General features: G+C 38.5%; 16 protein-coding genes. 7 read left to right on the top strand and 9 right to left on the bottom strand.

Features of this window, described 5'->3' with window-relative positions; genetic code table 11:
• Position 1: 1 nt before the first annotated feature.
• The 3 genes from ACOXY8_RS12230 to ACOXY8_RS12220 all read right to left on the bottom strand — a co-directional run bounded on the left by ACOXY8_RS12230 (position 2) and on the right by ACOXY8_RS12220 (position 7,007).
• The gene (locus tag ACOXY8_RS12230; protein ID WP_458331884.1) at positions 2–847 is read right to left on the bottom strand and encodes a glycoside hydrolase family 16 protein; all 846 of its coding nucleotides are present in this window, start codon (positions 845–847) and stop codon (positions 2–4) included.
• Between the two features lie 109 nt (positions 848–956).
• Positions 957–3,860, bottom strand: coding sequence for a hypothetical protein (locus ACOXY8_RS12225; RefSeq protein WP_458331883.1), 2,904 nt, complete (start codon positions 3,858–3,860; stop codon positions 957–959).
• A 12-nt stretch (positions 3,861–3,872) separates the two neighbouring features.
• A complete protein-coding gene (locus tag ACOXY8_RS12220) occupies positions 3,873–7,007 on the bottom strand; it encodes a glycoside hydrolase family 2 TIM barrel-domain containing protein (RefSeq protein WP_458331882.1) in 3,135 nt (1,044 codons plus the stop codon).
• 492 nt (positions 7,008–7,499) lie between these two features.
• Here ACOXY8_RS12220 and ACOXY8_RS12215 point away from each other — a divergent pair, with 492 nt between their 5' ends.
• The 5 genes from ACOXY8_RS12215 (at position 7,500) to ACOXY8_RS12195 (ending at position 11,056) form a co-directional block, all read left to right on the top strand.
• Positions 7,500–8,348 carry an alpha/beta hydrolase gene (locus tag ACOXY8_RS12215; protein ID WP_458331881.1) on the top strand — a complete coding sequence of 283 codons (849 nt, stop codon included), beginning with the start codon at positions 7,500–7,502 and terminating at the stop codon, positions 8,346–8,348.
• A 66-nt stretch (positions 8,349–8,414) separates the two neighbouring features.
• A complete protein-coding gene (locus ACOXY8_RS12210) occupies positions 8,415–9,014 on the top strand; it encodes a Crp/Fnr family transcriptional regulator (protein ID WP_458331880.1) in 600 nt (199 codons plus the stop codon).
• Between the two features lie 98 nt (positions 9,015–9,112).
• Positions 9,113–9,649, top strand: coding sequence for a YceI family protein (locus ACOXY8_RS12205; protein ID WP_458331879.1), 537 nt, complete (start codon positions 9,113–9,115; stop codon positions 9,647–9,649).
• A 189-nt stretch (positions 9,650–9,838) separates the two neighbouring features.
• Positions 9,839–10,276 carry a peptidylprolyl isomerase gene (locus ACOXY8_RS12200; RefSeq protein WP_458331878.1) on the top strand — a complete coding sequence of 146 codons (438 nt, stop codon included), beginning with the start codon at positions 9,839–9,841 and terminating at the stop codon, positions 10,274–10,276.
• 225 nt (positions 10,277–10,501) lie between these two features.
• A complete protein-coding gene (locus tag ACOXY8_RS12195; protein ID WP_458331877.1) occupies positions 10,502–11,056 on the top strand; it encodes a fasciclin domain-containing protein in 555 nt (184 codons plus the stop codon).
• A 73-nt stretch (positions 11,057–11,129) separates the two neighbouring features.
• Here the strand turns inward: ACOXY8_RS12195 and pruA are convergent, their stop codons facing one another.
• From pruA to ACOXY8_RS12180, 3 genes are all read right to left on the bottom strand, one after another.
• A complete protein-coding gene (gene pruA, locus ACOXY8_RS12190; protein ID WP_458331876.1) occupies positions 11,130–12,761 on the bottom strand; it encodes an L-glutamate gamma-semialdehyde dehydrogenase in 1,632 nt (543 codons plus the stop codon).
• A gap of 92 nt (positions 12,762–12,853) precedes the next feature.
• Entirely contained in the window at positions 12,854–13,546 is a 693-nt protein-coding gene (locus tag ACOXY8_RS12185; protein WP_458331875.1) for a YjjG family noncanonical pyrimidine nucleotidase, read from the bottom strand.
• A gap of 78 nt (positions 13,547–13,624) precedes the next feature.
• A complete protein-coding gene (locus ACOXY8_RS12180; protein WP_458331874.1) occupies positions 13,625–14,011 on the bottom strand; it encodes an ArsR/SmtB family transcription factor in 387 nt (128 codons plus the stop codon).
• A 66-nt stretch (positions 14,012–14,077) separates the two neighbouring features.
• Between ACOXY8_RS12180 and ACOXY8_RS12175 the strand changes: the two genes are divergently transcribed.
• A complete protein-coding gene (locus ACOXY8_RS12175; RefSeq protein WP_458331873.1) occupies positions 14,078–14,725 on the top strand; it encodes a carboxypeptidase-like regulatory domain-containing protein in 648 nt (215 codons plus the stop codon).
• A gap of 54 nt (positions 14,726–14,779) precedes the next feature.
• Here the strand turns inward: ACOXY8_RS12175 and htpG are convergent, their stop codons facing one another.
• From htpG to ACOXY8_RS12160, 3 genes are all read right to left on the bottom strand, one after another.
• Positions 14,780–16,669: a molecular chaperone HtpG gene (htpG, locus tag ACOXY8_RS12170; protein ID WP_458331872.1), complete on the bottom strand. Its 1,890-nt coding sequence runs from the start codon at positions 16,667–16,669 to the stop codon at positions 14,780–14,782.
• Between the two features lie 88 nt (positions 16,670–16,757).
• Positions 16,758–17,519: a 3'-5' exonuclease gene (locus ACOXY8_RS12165; protein ID WP_458331871.1), complete on the bottom strand. Its 762-nt coding sequence runs from the start codon at positions 17,517–17,519 to the stop codon at positions 16,758–16,760.
• A 23-nt stretch (positions 17,520–17,542) separates the two neighbouring features.
• Positions 17,543–18,271 (bottom strand): nitroreductase family protein, encoded by a 729-nt coding sequence (locus tag ACOXY8_RS12160; protein ID WP_458331870.1) that lies wholly within the window; start codon positions 18,269–18,271, stop codon positions 17,543–17,545.
• Between ACOXY8_RS12160 and ACOXY8_RS12155 the strand changes: the two genes are divergently transcribed.
• Positions 18,234–19,211 carry a lysophospholipid acyltransferase family protein gene (locus tag ACOXY8_RS12155; RefSeq protein ID WP_458331869.1) on the top strand — a complete coding sequence of 326 codons (978 nt, stop codon included), beginning with the start codon at positions 18,234–18,236 and terminating at the stop codon, positions 19,209–19,211. The two genes, ACOXY8_RS12160 and ACOXY8_RS12155, sit on opposite strands and share 38 nt — an antisense overlap.
• Positions 19,212–19,238 lie beyond the last annotated feature (27 nt).

The raw sequence follows: 19,238 nt of genomic DNA, 5'->3' as shown, positions 1-19,238 counted from the left end.
CTTAGTTAGACTCTTGATAAACTCTTACATAATCGATGATCATCTTTTGAGGAAATGGTGTTTGATCGGTTGGAAAACCTACATAATTGCCACCAACTGCTACATTCAGAATCATGAAAAACGGCTGATCAAAAACCCAAGCGCCGGAAGCGTCACCACGCTCTATTCTTTGGTATAGGAAGTCATCAACAAAAAAGTCGATTTTTTCTCTGCTCCACTCTATTGCAAAAATGTGGAATTCAGCGTCGAATCGTCTATTTGTAAAGCCATAGTTTTTGCTAATTGGATTACCACCTGAGTACCCTGGCCCATGGATCGAGCCAGCTATTTTATTTGGCTGCTGACCCCGCAATTCCATTATGTCTATTTCGCCACATTGAGGCCAACTTACCTCATCAACATTAGACCCGAGCATCCAGAAGGCTGGCCAAAGACCCGGACCATAAGGCGTTTTGATTCTAGCTTCAAATCGACCATACTGTTGCTCAAAAATTCCTTGAGTTTTGATTCTAGCAGATGTATAACCTGTTCCTGCTTGAAGTGCTGTAATCTCCAATTGACCTTGACCATTGGTAGATACATTTGCAGGAGAATTGGTGTAGGACTGCAACTCTAGGTTACCCCAACCATCTTGTCCTCTTCCAATATCATAAGTCCATTTGCTAGGGTCTGGAGAAGTTCCAGCAGCTTCATCAAATTCGTCGCTCCATACTAATTGCCAGTTGCGCTCTTCTAATTTCTGAAACTCATCAACTTCGCAGGCAAATAGTGCAAACTGTAGGATAAAAAGAACCAACAAAGTTCTTCCTTCCAATTTAAACGCTGTTTTCATATTATTTTTTTTCATCAGATGTTAATTTTACTTGAGCTTGAAACCCTCAATTTCAACTTATTACAAGCTCGTATTTGGAAAAAATACACTCCATCTCAGGAAATGACCAAAGATGGAGTGTTACTTAATCTATACCTACAAGGCGGATGTTATCGATAAGGATTACACCTCCCGCACCTTCAACAGCTCCACTGGCTATATTGAAATGCATTATAAAGTTATCTGCAGCACCATCAACACCATTGAATTCATAGGAGAAACTAGTCCATTCCGACTCACTGAGACCCTTTGCTTGAAGATCGAAATTATTTGTAGCACCAATACCAGGGAAAATAGTTTGTAAGTGAACAGCAGCTGCCACAAGAGACCCATTAAGTTTCAAATCAAATGTTAGTCTCACATTAGTTTTTCCACCGAAATCAAGGCCACTCTTTGGTGTTTGGAAAATATAAGCTTTCCCTGCGGCTGTACTTGGGTTTCTGCCTGATACCTGCATGGCTCCACCTTCTACGCCCACTTCCGAAAGCCATTCGATGGAAGCCTCGCTACTATTCGCATCGGCTATTTTCTCCCAGCTGTTGATAGAAGAAGCCTGATCAAATGACTCCGCAAATATGGCATCACCTGTTTCAGAACCTCCTCCTCCACTACTTGCTTTGTAGAAATATAGATTATCGATATGAATGGTTGTAGCACCTATTGGCCGACCTACTAAAATCACTTGGGATATATTTTGGCGGGTGGTTAAACCTGTAAAATCGCTCAATGGTATGTCTAAACTTACCCATTGACCTGTGGCTAGTCCAGGGAAATCAACTTGATGCTCCGTAGCTCCACCTGGCGCAAAATCAACCAACTTCAATCCAAAATTATTAAAATCCGAAGACCACACATCTATGTGAACATGAGTCATCTCTTCAATATTGATAGGACTACTTACCGTCTCAATGCCTACAAAATCTAAGGCTGAGTATTTCTTAACTGCATTTCCTTGGATGGAAATGTCATCCAATACGCCCGCAGACCAACCTGTACGCCATGTATCTACAGGCACATTTGAATAGGCATCACTAAACATAGAAATGACATCACTAGGAGCTCGAGTAGGTGTTGGCGCAGGGGTTGACAGTGTAGCAACTGCATTAATATCATAAAAATACAGATTGTCAAAATGAACTGTAGTTGCCCCTGTAGGCTGACCTACCAAAATAAATTGAGATATATTTTGGCGGGTGGTTAAAGCTGTGAATTCACTCAAAGGAATGTCTAAACTTACCCATTGGCCGGTTGCTAAACCAGGGAAATTAACCTGATGTTCCGTAGCACCACCTGGGGCAAAATCAACCAACTTCAATCCAAAACTGGTGAAATCGGCAGACCATACATCAATATGAACATGGGTCATCCCTTCAATATTGATAGGATTACTTACCGTCTCAATTCCTACAAAATCTAGTGCTGAATACTTTTTGATTGCATTTCCTTGGATAGAAATATCCTCGAATACGGCAGCAGACCAATCTGTTCGCCAAGTATCTACAGGCACATTTGTGTAGGCATCGCTAAATATAGAAATGACTCCTGCTGGATTCCTAGTAGGAGTTGGAGCAGGTGATGATAATACAGCAGGTGGAGTCTCTTCCTTGTAGAAATAGATATTATCTGCATAAAAACCGGAGATGTTTTGAGAGATATCTTCAAAGATCATTTGGAATAGACCGCTTCTAGCACCAAGTCCGTTAAAACTAGCTAATGGAATATCCAAGCTAATCCATTCTTGTGTCTGAGAAGCTGAAATATTAGCAGTGTATTTTCCCGCTGTTGGATTTGAATTATCAACCAATTGAACTAAAAATTGCGCATCGCCACTCAATGCATTTGGAAGGAAAATATCCACATGAAGGTGAGTCATGTCTGATGCATTAATTGTAGGCGATGTGAATTCAACTCCAACGAAATTGAAATTATAGTAATTTAAAATTCGATTGCCCTCCACTTCAAAATCGGCAGAAAGTGTTGTTTGAAATGGCTCCCAATATCCATTGTAATAATCTACTGGAACATTATCATACTCCTCGCTAAAGAGTGAAATCACTCTATCAGCAGGATGAGTTGGAAGTGGTGCGGAGACAAATTGGCCAATGGATTGGAGGGTCAAAGAACCTTGGGTTTCTACATCTGCTAAAGTCGCTGTAATCACTGCGTTACCTGGGCCTCCTACCACAGTTACATTTCCTCCCGCATCCACTGAGGCAATAGACTGATCAGAAGAAGAAAACTCATAATAGCTAGGTGCCACACTCACTATTTGGTTTGTCCCATTTGGAAGATTGAAAATTGACTGTAAACCATCTATTCTTCTATTTGCTCCAATAAATGAAGTTTCAACTTGATCATTTCCATTCACTATTGTATGAAGTGGCTGTGATATTGTTCCAAGCTTTTCGAATTTCAAATCATCAATCCAGAAGGTGTAACCTCTACCATCTTCAGGGCCTTCTGATATATAAAACATACCTTTCTCAGCAGTTAATTTTGATGGATCGGGAATTGGAATGATGTATTTCTGCCAGTTAGTGTTTACTGGCATTGCATTGATGTTTACTCTATACTTTGATTCACCTAGATCATCCCCAAATCCAACTACATCTATGAAAGCTGATTTACTAGATCTGGCATAGAAAGTAAGTGCATCATATTCTGATAAATCTCTAGGGACTTCCGTAAAAAAAGCTCCCCCCGCATATGCTCCTCTTGGATCATTTGCATCGGGTACTTCAAATTTCATTGAGGCTTGTGAAGTAGTTGTATAAGTAACTTCCGTATCTACATCGAAAGCAGTAGGTACTGAGCCACCGAAGGCAGCATAATTTAACCCTGCGCTAAATCCATCCAAGAAAATGGCTGGATTGGTAGAATATGTGGCAGGCTCTAGCTCATCTATATCTCGTACGCAACCAAGAGAAAGTACCAAGAGTAGACAAATGGAAAAATCCCTTCTCCAGTTATTTGTATTATAAGTGCTCATCCTAAAATATTTTTATTTAACGATGTTTATGAAAATGTAAGTTCTGATTTCCCATTCATTGCCATTGTCGAAACCAATAGCAGTTGGGTCAGGAACCATATTGCCAGCTGCATCAACAGTTTGAGTTGGGTTGTAGCGCGGCGAGAATCTATCGAGTGTACGGTATGTACCTCTTATGCCGATTCGAGTATCTGGTAGATCAAACCAATCTGGCTTACCAAGAGAAGTTGAGAAATCAGCCATCAATTGGGTAGGAAAAGTAAGGTTAAAATCCCTGTGGTAATCATAAGGTCCCCAATCATTTACTCTTACAAATGAGTTGAACTTCAGCTTTTTATAAATCATTCTCAAATCCAACCCTTGCCTTTGAATGGTACGTGCGTCGCTACCATTGGCTTGGGCATCACCTATATACATATTGGCAATCCATCCGAAATTCTTATTCATTTTAGAAACTATTCGAGCATTCACTTCCCATAAATCTTGTGCTGGTGCAGCACCTGGGAAGGCAAATAGCGTCCGGCCATCTGGTAAAATACCTATGGCTGCATCTTGGGTAGTAGGCAAGTGGCGATATACAAATCCTAAACTAAAGGCTAGTTCAGAGTCTTCTGTTCTATCGCTGTCCCAATCGTATAAGTATGTAGCTGGAGTAGGATCAAAAGTGAATAATATTTCACCTGCAGTTTGCTCTCTATTGCCCCGTACTACAAATGGATCATCCAAAATATTTCTTGGTCTACCAGCTCCTCCAACGTCGGCTGGAATTGGTCCTTCAAGTGGTTTTTGCCATAAGAAATTTGGTGCTATTTGGAAGTTACCAATATTGTAAGTAAAGCCTGAAAGGAAGTTGTATTGATTACCACTTCCACTGTCTTTCAATCTCCAACCTGTGAATGTTAATGTTTGGTCAGCGCCACCATTTGCTACTAATCCCATAGCAGCTGACTGAGCATACCAATTGAATTTACCGCCTGTATATGTGATTTTGGCTTTGCCACCGAAATTATCCTGGGCACTGATTTCATCTTGATAAACTGCCATACCGTTATTTTCTTCTCTAACGGCTTGAAATACCCTCCCTTGGAGTGGTTGACCTCCCCAAACACCACCTAGATCTACTCCAAACTTTCCAAGATTTTGAGAAAGAACTACGCTAAGTCTTCGCGTTTTAGGCTGTGGAATTGCAAATGAACTTTCTGTTAGCCCACGCTGCTGAATATCTTCATGAAAAATACCAGTTAAGGTAGTGTTACCAAGCTCTTTTCTATACTTCACTAAAAAAGCAGGGTTTGCTCCCCACCAAAGTTCTGGACCAAAAGCCAACTTGAAATCTTTCAATTGCTTTTTGCCCTCTACTTCAAATCCAAAAGGAGCCATACCGTTATAAATATCGATTAGTGGGCCATAATTTGCCTCAGGGTAGAGACCAAAAAAATCACCCTCATATCCCCAATGATAATGACCTGTACGATAGAAGCCGTTAAGATTGAAATATTTGTGATTCCACTCATAACTAGCTTGGTAAACCTGAACCCTATTTTCAGATTGTAATTCTACATTTCCATTTGGGGTACGAACCTCTACAGGCCTGCCTCTATTTTCGTAGAAAATTTGATCTATTGGATTACTCGCAACATTTCCCAAAACGTTGAATTCGACATTGGCTCTGAACTCTGGAGAAGGATTTGCCTGCACCCCTACAAAAAATGATTGCATGTGATCAAAGCCTAATTCGCTTGGAAAAGTAGTATTGCCTGGCGCTGTCGATTGAGGAGTTGTGATTAAACTCCCTCCTGTGTTGAATGTGGAAAATTGAGCGCTTAATCTGCTGAGACTAATTTTGCTTAATTGTGCACCTTCCAAAGCTGCTTTATCTCCTCTAGCTTTCAGAAAAGCCTCTGTAACTTGAATGTTGGCAAATTCTCGTTGTATTGAATTCAAAGTAGTTCCTGATGCATATGGGTTTACTTGATGCGCCTCCTTTAATACATAATATGATGTGCGTGGAAAAAGCTGGTAATGCCCCATTGCATTGGTTGGTCCTTTGGCAGCTATTCCAAACCACTCTTCATTCATATTATTTTCTCCTTCTACATAGTCGAATTGATATCCCCCATTAGACCAAGAAGCGTTATTATCATGAACACTCAGATTTGTTGTCTGTCCATATTTCCACCAGCCATCACTAAATTGAAATGTGAAACCACCAAGTGAATTTCCAGCTTTGCCTAAACCAGCAGCATTTTCATATATTTCTTTCCAGTTAGCCAAATTATAAATGGCTTGCGATTGTTGATCTTCTTCATTAGTAAGTGCATTGAATGCATCACTACCAAATTCAGTAAGCAATACAGGCTTGCCATATTCATTTTTTACTCTTTCAAAGAGATCGGTAAAGGAAACTCCACGATAAACATTGATACCCAAAATATCTACATCCTTACATTCCTCCGCTATCAGATCTAGAAATAGCAAATCACCATTACAAATAGCTATCGGGTTGGATGTATCTACAGCTTTCATAGCTAGGCTTGCTTCATTGAAAAGCTTATACATGGACTCTGCTCTAATTGTCGATTGCCTATCCTCTATGGGGATATCTTCTGTTTCTGCTCCGTCCCAAAATAGGCCATAGTTATTTTCATTGCCCAATAAGTAGACAAGCAAGCCAGGTGTACCTCTAAACTCTTCCACCATTTGCGTTACCTCCCGCAACAACAGCTCTCTAACTCTAGGGTCAGAATAATCTGTATTAGGCGCCCAAGTGCCATCTATGGTAAGACCATATCTTCCAAATGAGTGATTCAACATAGTGTAGATTCCATGCTTTTCATAAATGTATTGAATCCACTTTCTCTGAATACCAGTGTAAACTCTAATTGTATTTACACCCATGTTTTTCAATAGAGACATTTCATCATCCAGTGCTTTCATTATAAAATCATCTGGCTGATTCCAAAGGCTATAGGAAAAATTGGAACCTATGGGAAAATAGTCCCAGTTCATCCCATTTACTATAAAAGCTTCTCCATTTACGAGCAGCTTCATACCATCCCTATTTTCATCAATTACCACTCTAGCAGCTTGGCTATATATAGAGGTGGAAATCAATAATGTAAGAAGCAGTAAGGTTAATCGTTTCATAGGGTTTATTTTTTTGAAATTTGACTGCGTTTGTCTTAAATGACTGTAAAATCTAGGCATTATTATTATCAAAATGATACATACATAATATTAACATTCTGTATATTCCAAAAATTAAAGATTTATAAAAACCTATAAATCAATATTTTATGAGATATATTTATCCAAATGCCCATTAAAACAAAATTTGTCTTGTATATATAATTTTAATATGCCTTTAAGCCATTGAATTGAATTACATAGGAAGCTGGTTTAGATAGGTTGTATTCGACACTGCATTTTATATATAAAATTTCGAACAATTAATTAAATGCAGGCAGCTAAAAACACATTTGCTCATAATAACCAAATGATAGTTTGAAATAATGATCTTAAGCCAAATTATAGACCATCACAGAAAGCAGCCAAAAAATTTCAAAATTATTGTATCTAATAATCCCTGATTCAAACCTTACCTTCGCATATGAGTATTAATTAAAAACATTGAAGACATTGAACAAACTCCTACTTCTCGTTGCAATTTCACTTCTCTCAGCTTCCTGCTCTTTCAAAGGTGTGAATAGGCACAAGGACATCACCTATATGGAAAATGGCTTTTTGAGTTCATTGCCTGAAAAGCAACTCAATATCTTCGCTCCTAAGAAAGCCAATGGCCAAAATGAAGTCCTAATTTTCATTCATGGAGGAAGTTGGAATTCGGGCAATAAGGATATTTACAATTTCTTGGGAAGCCGCTTTGCCCGAAAGGGAATTGTTACGGTAATTATTGACTATCCACTGAGTCCCGATTATCAAGTACATGATATGGCCAAAGCCTCATCCCAAGCTGTGAATTGGGTGCATGAGAATATCCAAGATTATGGCGGCAATCCCGATAGAATATTCGTCTCTGGTCATTCGGCGGGAGGTCATTTGGCAAGTTTGATTTCCGTACGTGACGTATATTTTGATAGTCTGAATGTAGAAAACCCAATAAAGGGTACCGTACTAATAGATGCGGCTGGACTCGATATGTATTGGTTTTTGGAGCAAATGAATTATTCATCAGGAAATATTTATTTGGATGCTTTCACAGAAAACCCTAAGGTTTGGAAAGACACATCTCCTTATTATTTCTTGAATGAGAATACGCCCCCAATGATCATCCTTATGGGCGAAAAGACCCTACCTGGCATTGAACTGACTACCTCCCGCTTTTTGGAAGAGTACGAAAAGTATGAACCAAACCCGAACTACTATCTACAAAAAGGCAAAAAGCATAAACCTATGATTGTCCAATTCATTTACACACCAAATAAGGCTTACAAATGGATTCTTGATTTCATGAATGATACAGAATGATTTCATTTTTCAGAGAAAATAGATAGTAACAAGAAACTCTAATGCACTAAATGTGTATTTTTAATTGTGGAAGAAAAACAACAATCGCTACTTAAGCATAACATTGAGCGCACCATTGGCGACAAGGTAAGTGATGAAGATTTCTCCATTATTTGGAAGCATGTTTTCATCAAATCATTTAATAAAAAAACGATTTTGGCAGAAGAAGGTCAATTTTGCAAATACGTGTATTTCATTCTGAAAGGCTCTGCTTACTCCTATTTGATAAATGAAAAAGGCGAGAAAAATGTAATTCAATTTGCGCTAGAAGGCTATTGGATTACGGATCATTATAGCTTTTTTTCAGGCCAAAGTGGCATCTACACAATTGAAACACTTGAGGATTCAGAAATATTGGTAATCAATAAGGAAAGCTATGAAGCCATTTGTAAAGAAAGCCATCTTTTAGAACACTTTTTCCGAATACTCATCCAGAATGCTTTTATCAATTTACAATATAGGTTAGCCAAAACTAATAGCGAAGAAGCACGCAAACGATACCTCGAATTTTCTAAAAAATATCCGCACTTCATACAGAGAATTCCTCAATACCTCATTGCCACCTACCTGGGAATCAAGCCACAATCGCTCAGTCGAATCAGAAAAGAATTGATTTCACAAAAATAGATGTATATACATCATTTATTAACATAGGTGAATAGCTTTCTAGCTTTTGAGTTGGACATTTGTATCATCAAATGAAAACTAACAAAAATCAAAATACAATGGCTAACACAAAAACATGGGCAATTGACCCAACGCACAGTGAAATCTTATTTAAAGTAAAGCACCTAATGATCACCAATGTGAAAGGTGAATTCAGATCATTCAATGCAACAATCGTTTCGGATGGAGATGATTTCAGCAAAGCAAAAGTGAATGTAAACATTGATGCTGCTTCAGTATTCACCAACAATGACGATAGAGACGCTCACTTAAGAAGTGGCGATTTCTTCGACACAGATAATCACAAAGAATTGACATTCGAAGGAACATCATTCGAGAAATTAGATGATGAAAACTTCAAATTGAAAGGCAACCTTACAATCAAAGGAGTGTCGAAAGAAGTAACACTTGATGTAGAGTTTGGTGGCATTATGAAAGATCCATGGGGAAATGACAAAGCTGGCTTCTCTTTAAGTGGCAAAATCAACAGAAAAGATTGGGGACTAAACTGGAATGCTGCATTAGAAGCAGGTGGAGTTTTAGTAAGTGATGATGTTCGTATTCAAGCTGAAGTACAGTTTGCTGTACAAGCTTAAAAATAGGTGTTAGATGGTTGGGAAAGCGTTTATCATATTTATGGTAAGCGCTTTTTCATTTTCAAATTGAACACAAAACAAAGCGGGAGGGAATTTGTCTGCCCCAAAAATTGTCTCTATTGAATTAAATTGAATAATTGAGCTATAAATAGCTACTCATTCCATAATTTCGCAAAAAAGATTAAACTTATGATTACTGCAACAATACATACAGCCAGCGGAGCAATGAAAGTGGATTTCTATGAAAAAGACGCTCCTGGTACAGTCGCCAATTTCGTAAAACTTGCCAAAGATGGTTTTTATGATGGATTAAAATTCCACCGTGTGATTCCAAACTTCGTAATTCAAGGAGGCTGCCCAAATGGCACTGGTGCTGGTGGCCCAGGCTATACAATTCCATGCGAACTTGATGGCGAAAATCAATATCATGATCGTGGTGTATTGAGTATGGCACATGCTGGACGCAATACAGGCGGTTCACAATTTTTCATTTGCCACAATAGAGATAATACTCAACACCTAGACCGCAACCATACTTGCTTTGGAAAAGTGGTAGAAGGCCAAGATATTATTGACAAAATAAAACAAGGAGATGTGATCGAAAAAATTGAAATTCACGAGGAATAATCCTTAAAAAATTTCACCATAAAATTGAATGCCTACGACCAAGAATCGTAGGCATTTTTATTTAATTCGTAACTCAATAATTATCTGAAAATCAACTATATAATCAGTATTTATAAATTACCTAACCAACGTTCGCCCATATTAAACCGTTAGAAAAATAAATAGCTTGAATTCGAACCAAGCGACGCTTTAATAGTTGTAGCTTTGTATCAAAATTAAACAAACATGAAAAAGATGAATTTCAAATTTATGGCAATCGCCATCGCATTTTCTGGTTTCACAATGGTAGGTTGTTCTAGCGAACAAAGTACTGACAGCGAAACTGAAATGGAAGAAACAATGGAAGTAGTAGAAGAAGCTCCTGTTGAAAGTAACACAGTAGTTGATATTGCTATTGGTTCTCCAGACCATACTACACTTGTAGCGGCAGTTACTGCAGCTGGCTTAGTAGATGTATTGTCAGGTGATGGTCCATTCACAGTTTTTGCTCCAACAAATGCTGCTTTTGAAGCTTTGCCTGAAGGCACATTGGAAAACTTGTTGCTACCCGAAAACAAAGAAATGCTTGCTAGTATTTTGACATACCACGTAGTAGCTGGTAATGTTATGGCTGCTGATCTTTCTGATGGTCAAATGGTAACTACAGTTAACGGCCAGCAATTGAAAGTAACAATTGCTGATGGTAATGTTATGATAAATGGTGCAAAAGTTGTTGCCGCTGATTTAGTTGGTAGCAATGGTGTAATACATGTAATCGACGGTGTCGTACTTCCTGAATAAGGATCTAAAACTTACTTTTAAACAAAAAAACCTGCTAAACGCAGGTTTTTTTGTTTAAAAGCTATAGGGAAAATTAATCTTCTCCCAAAAACGGATATCTATAATCTGTTGCAGAAACTAGTGTCTCTTTGATTGTACGTGGACTAACCCAACGTAGTAAATTAATCATCGAGCCAGCTTTGTCATTTGTACCCGAAGCTCTAGATCCCCCAAATGGCTGCTGACCTACAACAGCTCCTGTTGGCTTGTCATTGATATAAAAATTACCAGCAGAATGCTTTAATCTCTTGGTTGCTAATTCAATTGCATATCTATCTTGAGAAAAGATTGCACCTGTCAATGCATAAGGACTTGTGGAATCGAGTAACTCTAATGTTTCCTCAAAATTCTCGGCTTGATACACATAAATTGTCAATACCGGGCCGAATATCTCTTCGCACATAGTTACGTACATTGGATCTTTGGTAAGCAATACTGTAGGCTCTATAAAGTAGCCTTTTGATTTATCGTAATTACCTCCTGCTATCACTTCCACCATCGGATTAGCTTTCGCATCATCAATGTATTTAGCAATTTTATCGAAGGACTTTTCATCAATAACAGCATTTATGAAATTGCCGAAATCTTCTGTTCCACCCATTTTCATACTTGCCAAATCTTCTTGCACGTAGCCTTTCACTTCATCCCAAAGATTTGATGGAATATATGCTCTTGATGCTGCTGAACATTTTTGACCTTGATATTCGAAAGCACCTCTTGAAATAGCTGTAGCTACTGCCTTAGCTCTAGCAGACTTATGAACCATAATGAAATCCTTACCACCTGTTTCGCCTACTATACGCGGGTAGGTTTTGTAAGAATGGATGTTATTGCCGATAGTTTTCCAGATGGTTTGGAATACTCCAGTGCTACCAGTAAAGTGAATACCAGCAAAATCAGGATGCTTAAACACAATATCACCTGTAGTTGGGCCATCTACATAAATCAAGTTGATAACACCATCTGGCACTCCCGCTTCACGGAAAATTTCCATAAGCACATTCGCAGAATAAATTTGTGTGTAGGCTGGCTTCCAAACAACCACATTGCCCATCATAGCGCAAGATGTCGGTAAGTTGCCCGCAATTGCTGTGAAATTGAATGGCGTTAAGGCAAATATAAAACCCTCCAAACCTCTTTGCTCTACGCGATTCCAAACTCCAGGAGAGGAAATTGGCTGCTGAGCATAAATCTCCGTCATGTACTGCACATTGAATCTAAGAAAGTCGATGATTTCACAAGCAGCATCAATCTCAGCTTGGAATGCATTTTTGGACTGGCCTAACATAGTGGCAGCGTTCAGTTTGTCTCTGTACGGTCCAGCAATTAATTCTGCTGCCTTTAAGAAAATGCTTGCTCTATGCTCCCATGACATTGCTGCCCAAGCTTCACGCGCTCCTAATGCAGCATTTATCGCCTGATTTACATGGTCTGCATCGCCTTCGCTGAATGAGCCTAATATATGTTGATGATCATGCGGAGGTGTAATATTTACCTTTTTGTCGGTAAATATTTCTTGTCCCCCAATTACCATCGGGATATCTATTGTTTTACTACGAGCTTCCTTAAGAGCCGCTTGCAACGATGCTCTTTCTGGACTTCCAGGAGCATAGCTTCTTATAGGTTCGTTATAAGGTTTTGGTACGTTGAAAAAGCCTACTGACATATCTTTTAAGATTTGATTAAAACTAAATTATAAACAAAGATAAGCATCTATATAGATAATATTTAGAGGAATTCAAAGGAAGGTAATTTGTGTTAGAGAATTGACTTAAGCTCTGATAAATGGCTAATTTCGAAGGTAAGTTCTTCTGTATGCGCTACTTTTTCAGGATTATAATAGACTTGGCCAATTCCTACTCCTTTGGCTCCTAGGATATCTGTTTGGATATTGTCACCAATCATTAAACTATGTTGCAGATGTGCCTTCGAAACTTTCAGTGCAAATTCAAATATCTCTTTGCCTGGTTTTTTACCTCCCGCTCTTTCAGAGGTCACCACTTCATCGAAATACTTTCGTAGGCCGGATTTCTCCAATTTCACATGCTGCACATCTTCAAATCCATTAGTGATTATATGCAATGAAAAACGATCTTGTAGGTGGTCAAGCAATTCGAAAGCTCCATCAATTACATAAGGCTTTTGGGGACAGCCATTCACATATTCGTAGGTAAAATTGGCTGGGATCAAACTTTTATCCGCACCTAATTCCTCAAATATTCGCACAAAGCGCTGCGTCCTTAGGTATTCACTATCTATTTTACCAATATTATAATCTGCCCAAAGTTGGTAATTGACTTCGAAAAATTTTTGCTGCAAGGCCATAGCATCAAACACCACCTTTTGATGAAGCTGATAGGCATCATAAAGCTCACGCAATGTTTCGCGAGCGCTTTTTTCATAATCCCACAAAGTATGGTCGAGGTCGAAAAATAGAAATTGGTAGTTCATTAATAATGGTGTTTTCAGAAAAATTTGGCATTGGCTTGATCAAATAATAAAGCTTGAACAGAAGTAATTGTTCAATTGTCAATCACCTTGCCATTTGCGGGTTTCGATTTGGTTTAGGGCAAGTTCCCTATTCGAATAGAGCACTTTAAAGATTTCTTGATCTTTGATAAGTTGAGGATCCTTTTGGATAAAAACGAAGATCTGTCTTAAAATTTCAGACGCCTCTTCTTTGATATAATAAAATATCCATTTATCGACTCTTTTGCTATTTACGATGCCAGCATTTTTAAGGAAGGTCAAATGGCGGGAGGTTTTGGTTTGGGTAAAGCCAAGCACCAATTCCAAATCGCTAATGCACATTTCCTTATTATTAGCAAGCAGGTTAATTATTCGGACTCTGGCCTCCTCAGAAAGTGCTTTGAAAATCTGAATACTATAGGGTAAACTTATGTTCTTTAACCGCATGCTGTTTTAGGATTTTTGTTTTAGGGCTCACTAACCTTTATCTTCGTTCGTCGTAATTTATACAATATGAACCGTAGATTCTACTTTATATTTTGTGCAATATTGATTACTGGATTGTGTTTGGTGAAACAACAAGCATTTGCACAAGATCCTCCGAAACAAGACCCTCCGAAAGTGATTCAATTTTCGGGTGTAATTCTCAATGAAGATACAACGACATACCTACCAGGAGTTAATATTTATGTTCCGGCTAGGGGGAAAATGACAAACTCTGATAGTTTCGGATTTTTTACTTTACCAGTCGTGTCTGGCGATAGTATTGTTTTCAATATGGTTGGCTATCAAAGACAATATTTGAAGATCCCAAAAATGGATTCTGATAGCTACACAGTAGTAATTGAGATGAAACAAGATACAATCCAACTGGACAATGTGAATGTAAGACTATTCCCTACTGAAAGGGATTTTAAAGAAGCAATCCTTGCTATGAGGACACCGACTGAACTTTCAGACAATTTGTTTACTGAAAGTATAGATCCAGAAGTGTATGAACAATATGTTCAAAATGCTACCATGTCGCCTCAAATGAATTATCGATATTTTCTCGATCAGCAACGCCAAATGGCACAAGATCGCGTAGGCCCTCGCTCCTTCTCTTTCCTCAATCCATTTGCCTGGGCGGAATTTATTAAGTCCCTAAAAAAGAAAGACTAATAAAAAAGGCTACCCAATTCGAGTAGCCTTTTCAATTGAATCTTCAAGCCAAATCTACTTTCCAAGCAAATCAACACTTCTCAACAAGAATTCTGTAAGCCTCTTGCCTTTAAGCATATCCTGACCAAGCAAAGCAATATCATAAGCTTGTGTAGCCATTTGACCTTTTAGCTCTTCATTTTCTTCTTTAATGATTTTAGCCATTATGGGGTGATTCGCATTAAGGGTAACTTGTTGCGTTTCTGGCATAGCACCAAACATGTTCATCCCCCCGCCTGTTTTGGCCATATCTTTCATTCGACGCATAAATTCATTTTGCGTGATCACCACCGGCATTTCATCTTGCGCCAATGCTTCTACAGACACTTGAGCGCTTTCATTTGCAATAGCCTTTGTGAACACTTCCTTTAAGCTTTCTTGCTCTTTTTCATTCAATAAGCTTTCTCTCTTCTCATCTTTCTCGATAAGCTTATCAATAACATCCGCATCCACCCGCTTTAAGCTAGTTTTCTCAATTTTCTGCTCTAAGTGATTAACAAAGTGGCTATCCAGAATTCCGTCTAGAATTGCAACATCATAACCCATTTTACCAGCACTTCTGATATAAGCGTCCTGCTTACCTTCATCGCTTGCGTATAGCCAAATGTTTTGACCATTCTTGTCGGTTTGGTTTATTTTTGTTTTCTCTCCGTATTCTTCAAGTGTAAAATATTTGCCTTCTGTATTTTTCAGTAAAGTGAATTTCTGAGCTTTCTCTGCAAATTTTTCTTCCGAGATCATCCCATACTTTACAAACAGGCCAATATGATCCCATTTGGTTTCGAAAGCCGCTCTGTCTTTTTTGAATAATTCTTCCAGCTTATCAGCCACCTTTTTGGTGATATAGCTATTGATTTTCTTCACATTGCTATCCGACTGCAAATAGCTACGCGACACGTTAAGCGGAATATCGGGTGAGTCAATTACACCATGTAGCAGCATTAAAAATTCTGGCACTACATCTTTAACCTCATCGGTGATGAATACTTGGCGACTATACAGCTGAATTTTGTTTCGTTGCAATTCCAAGTCCCCTTTCACTTTCGGAAAGTACAATACCCCAGTCAAGTTGAATGGATAATCCACGTTGAGGTGAATCCAGAACAGTGGATCTTCACTAAATGGATAAAGCTCTTTATAGAACTCCAAGTAATCTTCGTCCTTCAAATCCGCTGGAGCTTTTGTCCATATTGGAGTCGTATTGTTGATGATTCTTGGCTTCTTTACCGTTTTAAATTTGTCTTTGCCATCTTCATCTTTACCATCCGGCAATTTTTCATCTTCTGTACCGAAAATGATATCCACAGGCATAAACTTGCAATACTTATCAAGTATGCTTTTTAGTCTGTATTCTTCTAGGAACTCTTCCGAATCCTTATTTACATGAAGAATTATTTCCGTGCCGCGATCAGTTTTTTCAGCTGGGCTCAATTCAAATTCCGTATTTCCATCGCAAGTCCATCTGGCGGCTTCGGTTCCTTCTTGGTAAGATTTAGAAATGATTTCTACTTTATCCGCAACCATAAATGCCGAGTAGAATCCTAGACCGAACTTTCCTATAATCTGCTTAGCATCTTCGGCGTCCTTGAATTTCTCAACAAACTCCGTCGCACCCGAAAAGGCAATTTGGTTAATATATTTTTTGATTTCTTCGCCTGTCATACCAAGACCTTTGTCCTTCACGGTAATGGTCTTTTTGTCTTTATCGAAAGATACTTCTATGCTAAGATCCCCTAGTTCCGAAGTATTTTCTCCTAAAGAAGTAAGGCGTTTAATTTTTTGTGTAGCATCTACCGCATTGGCTATGAGTTCCCTCAAAAATATCTCATGGTCTGAATAGAGAAATTTCTTAATGATCGGGAAAATGTTTTCGGTATGAATGGATATAGTACCTTTTTCTTGCATAATATATATTCTTTTGTTGATTAGACGATGACCGTCAATCCCAATTCCTGTACCACAAGCAAAGATGTGACAGGATGGCAGAATCAAATTATGCTAAATCGGCGGGAGGGTTTTGGTCTTCTTCTTCAAAGTAGGAATCAGGATATTCTACAGAGCTTATTTCCAAATCGAGGCCAGCTAATTTGAGATAAACACGTGTAAGTACTTCCACATCGCGAATGCAATATCTTGTGATTCTCGGCAAATCATCATCAACATGATACACATGAGAAACCATACTTCCATCGATATCACTTTTGCTGGTTTCCACATTAAAAATAGTCGCCATCAAGTCCAAGGAAGTAAAATGCTTGCGATCACCAAACTTCCACATTTCCATGGTATCAATATGTGGGTTGGTCCATGGCTTAGCATTGATGAGTAAAGCAAGGGAACTAGGCAATGGAATTCCATGTACACGCATTCTACGGCAGATATAAGGAAAGTCAAATTCATAACCATTGTGGGCACATAGCCTTGGCTGATTTTTTGGAAATTGCTCATCTAAAAGCTTGGCAAATTTCTCTAGCAAATCTTTCTCATCTTTTCCAGATAGTTCGCCCAAGCGTAAAACCAGCTCATCATCTTTTTCACGTAAAAAACCCATTCCGATGCATACAATTTGACCAAATTCTGAATAAATGGCAGCTTTATCTTGATACAATTCGTCTGGCTCTTTTTCTTCTTGTTTGAAGAAATTTGCCTTTTTTATCCATTGCTTTTGCAGCCTTTCATCCATTTCGTGGAATTGAGCCTTGGCACTTACTGTTTCAATATCGATGAATAGAATTTCTTTTATATTGGAAATCATGCAATTAAGATAAACAATTCCTTTTAATGCTCAAAGTACACTTCAGATTGCGGCACTCTCCATCGCTCACCATACACGCCTTCTGGCAAGCGCTTACCAAGAGCTATTACCATGTTAATTTCTGCTTTTTTACATAAGCCCAAGGCCTTTTTGATGCGGGAGGAATCCATCCCTTCCATGGGGCATGAGTCAAATCCTTCGGCACTAACGCTATTCATAAAATTCATAGCTGCCAATGCAGCACTTTTATGTGCGGTAACTCGAACATCAGCATAACCAACCTCCCGCACTATTGGCTTGAAGAGTCCAATACTAAAAGCGGTGATTTTCCTCAGCAAGCCAGCTATATTGAAAATGTCATTCGTATAAAAAATTGGAATCAGCTTGTTGTAGTATTTGGCAATAATAGTTTTTTGCTTCTCGGGAAGATCCTTTTGTTCATAAATGGAATTGAGAAGCGCATTTCTCCTTTTTCTCCAAAGATCCTTTCGTACGACAATCACCATTAGCTCAGAGCAAGTTTTAGCTGCATTTTGCTTCATACACATCGGAACCATCAAATTTCGCATTTGCTCAGATTTTACTCGATGAAATTCCCACAATTGTAAATTGCTACTATTGGGCGCAATTGTCGCACAATGAATAGATCTTTCAATTACATCGTCAGGAATTTGAACATCGGGTAGATACTTCCGAACCGAACGACGATTTTCAATGATTTTATTAAATACGGCAACCTCTTTATCAAGCATAATTAAGAAAATTGAAATGGATAGGCCGAAAATATGTAATTTTCCGGCCATGTACAGGTTTCTCAAGCTAATTTCGAAACTCCCTTTATCAGTGCTCTATGGAGTATCTGATTTTATGTACCTGATTATCTATTACATAATCCGCTATCGGAGAAAAGTGGTTATGGAGAATCTAGCTCTTTGTTTTCCAGAAAAAAGCAACGCAGAGAGGAAAAAAATCACCAAGAAATTTTATCGCAATCTTTGTGATTTAGCTATTGAGACAATAAAGGCGCACAATTTATCTGCTACCGAAATCCAAAGGAGAGTACAAATTAGGGGCTTAGATCAAATCAAAAAGTATCACGACCAAGGTAGTCCAATATTCATTTTTACAGGTCATACTGGAAATTGGGAGTGGATGCTGTTGGCCTGCACCATGGAGCTAAATTACCCAATAGATCCAGTATACAAACCACTAAAGAATAAAGGTGTGGACAGGTTTATCATGGAAGTGAGATCTCGATTTGGAGGTACACCCATTGCTAAAGATGAAACTGTGCGAGAACTTGTAAAGCGTAGAAAACTCCAGCGTGATGTTGCAATGGTGGCTGATCAATTACCCATACAAGCAACGGAAAAATATTGGGCTAAATTTCTAGGTGTGGATACTGCATTTTATTTGGGGCCGGAGCAGTTAGCAAAATTCACCAAATGGCCCGTATTTATGAATAGCATGCACCGTACAAAACGAGGTCACTATGTGGCAGAATATGAACAAATAACTGTGAAAGAGGGGAATACCAGCAATTTCCCAATCTTGGATGGATATATAAATCTTCTGGAAAAAAGTACTCGTAAGAATCCAGCTGATTGGCTTTGGTCGCATCGTAGATGGAAATACGAAAAACCAAAAGAGGCTGGTAGTAAAGATCATTTTCAGAATGAAGAAATGTATTAGAGTTAATACTTACAATAGATAAATTAG

The sequence above is a fragment of the Peijinzhouia sedimentorum genome (genome assembly GCF_049340005.1).
Taxonomy (GTDB): Bacteria; Bacteroidota; Bacteroidia; order Cytophagales; family Cyclobacteriaceae; genus CAXBDP01.
The sequence above is the reverse complement of the archived record's forward strand: the minus strand, read 5'-3'. Positions and strand labels throughout refer to the sequence as shown.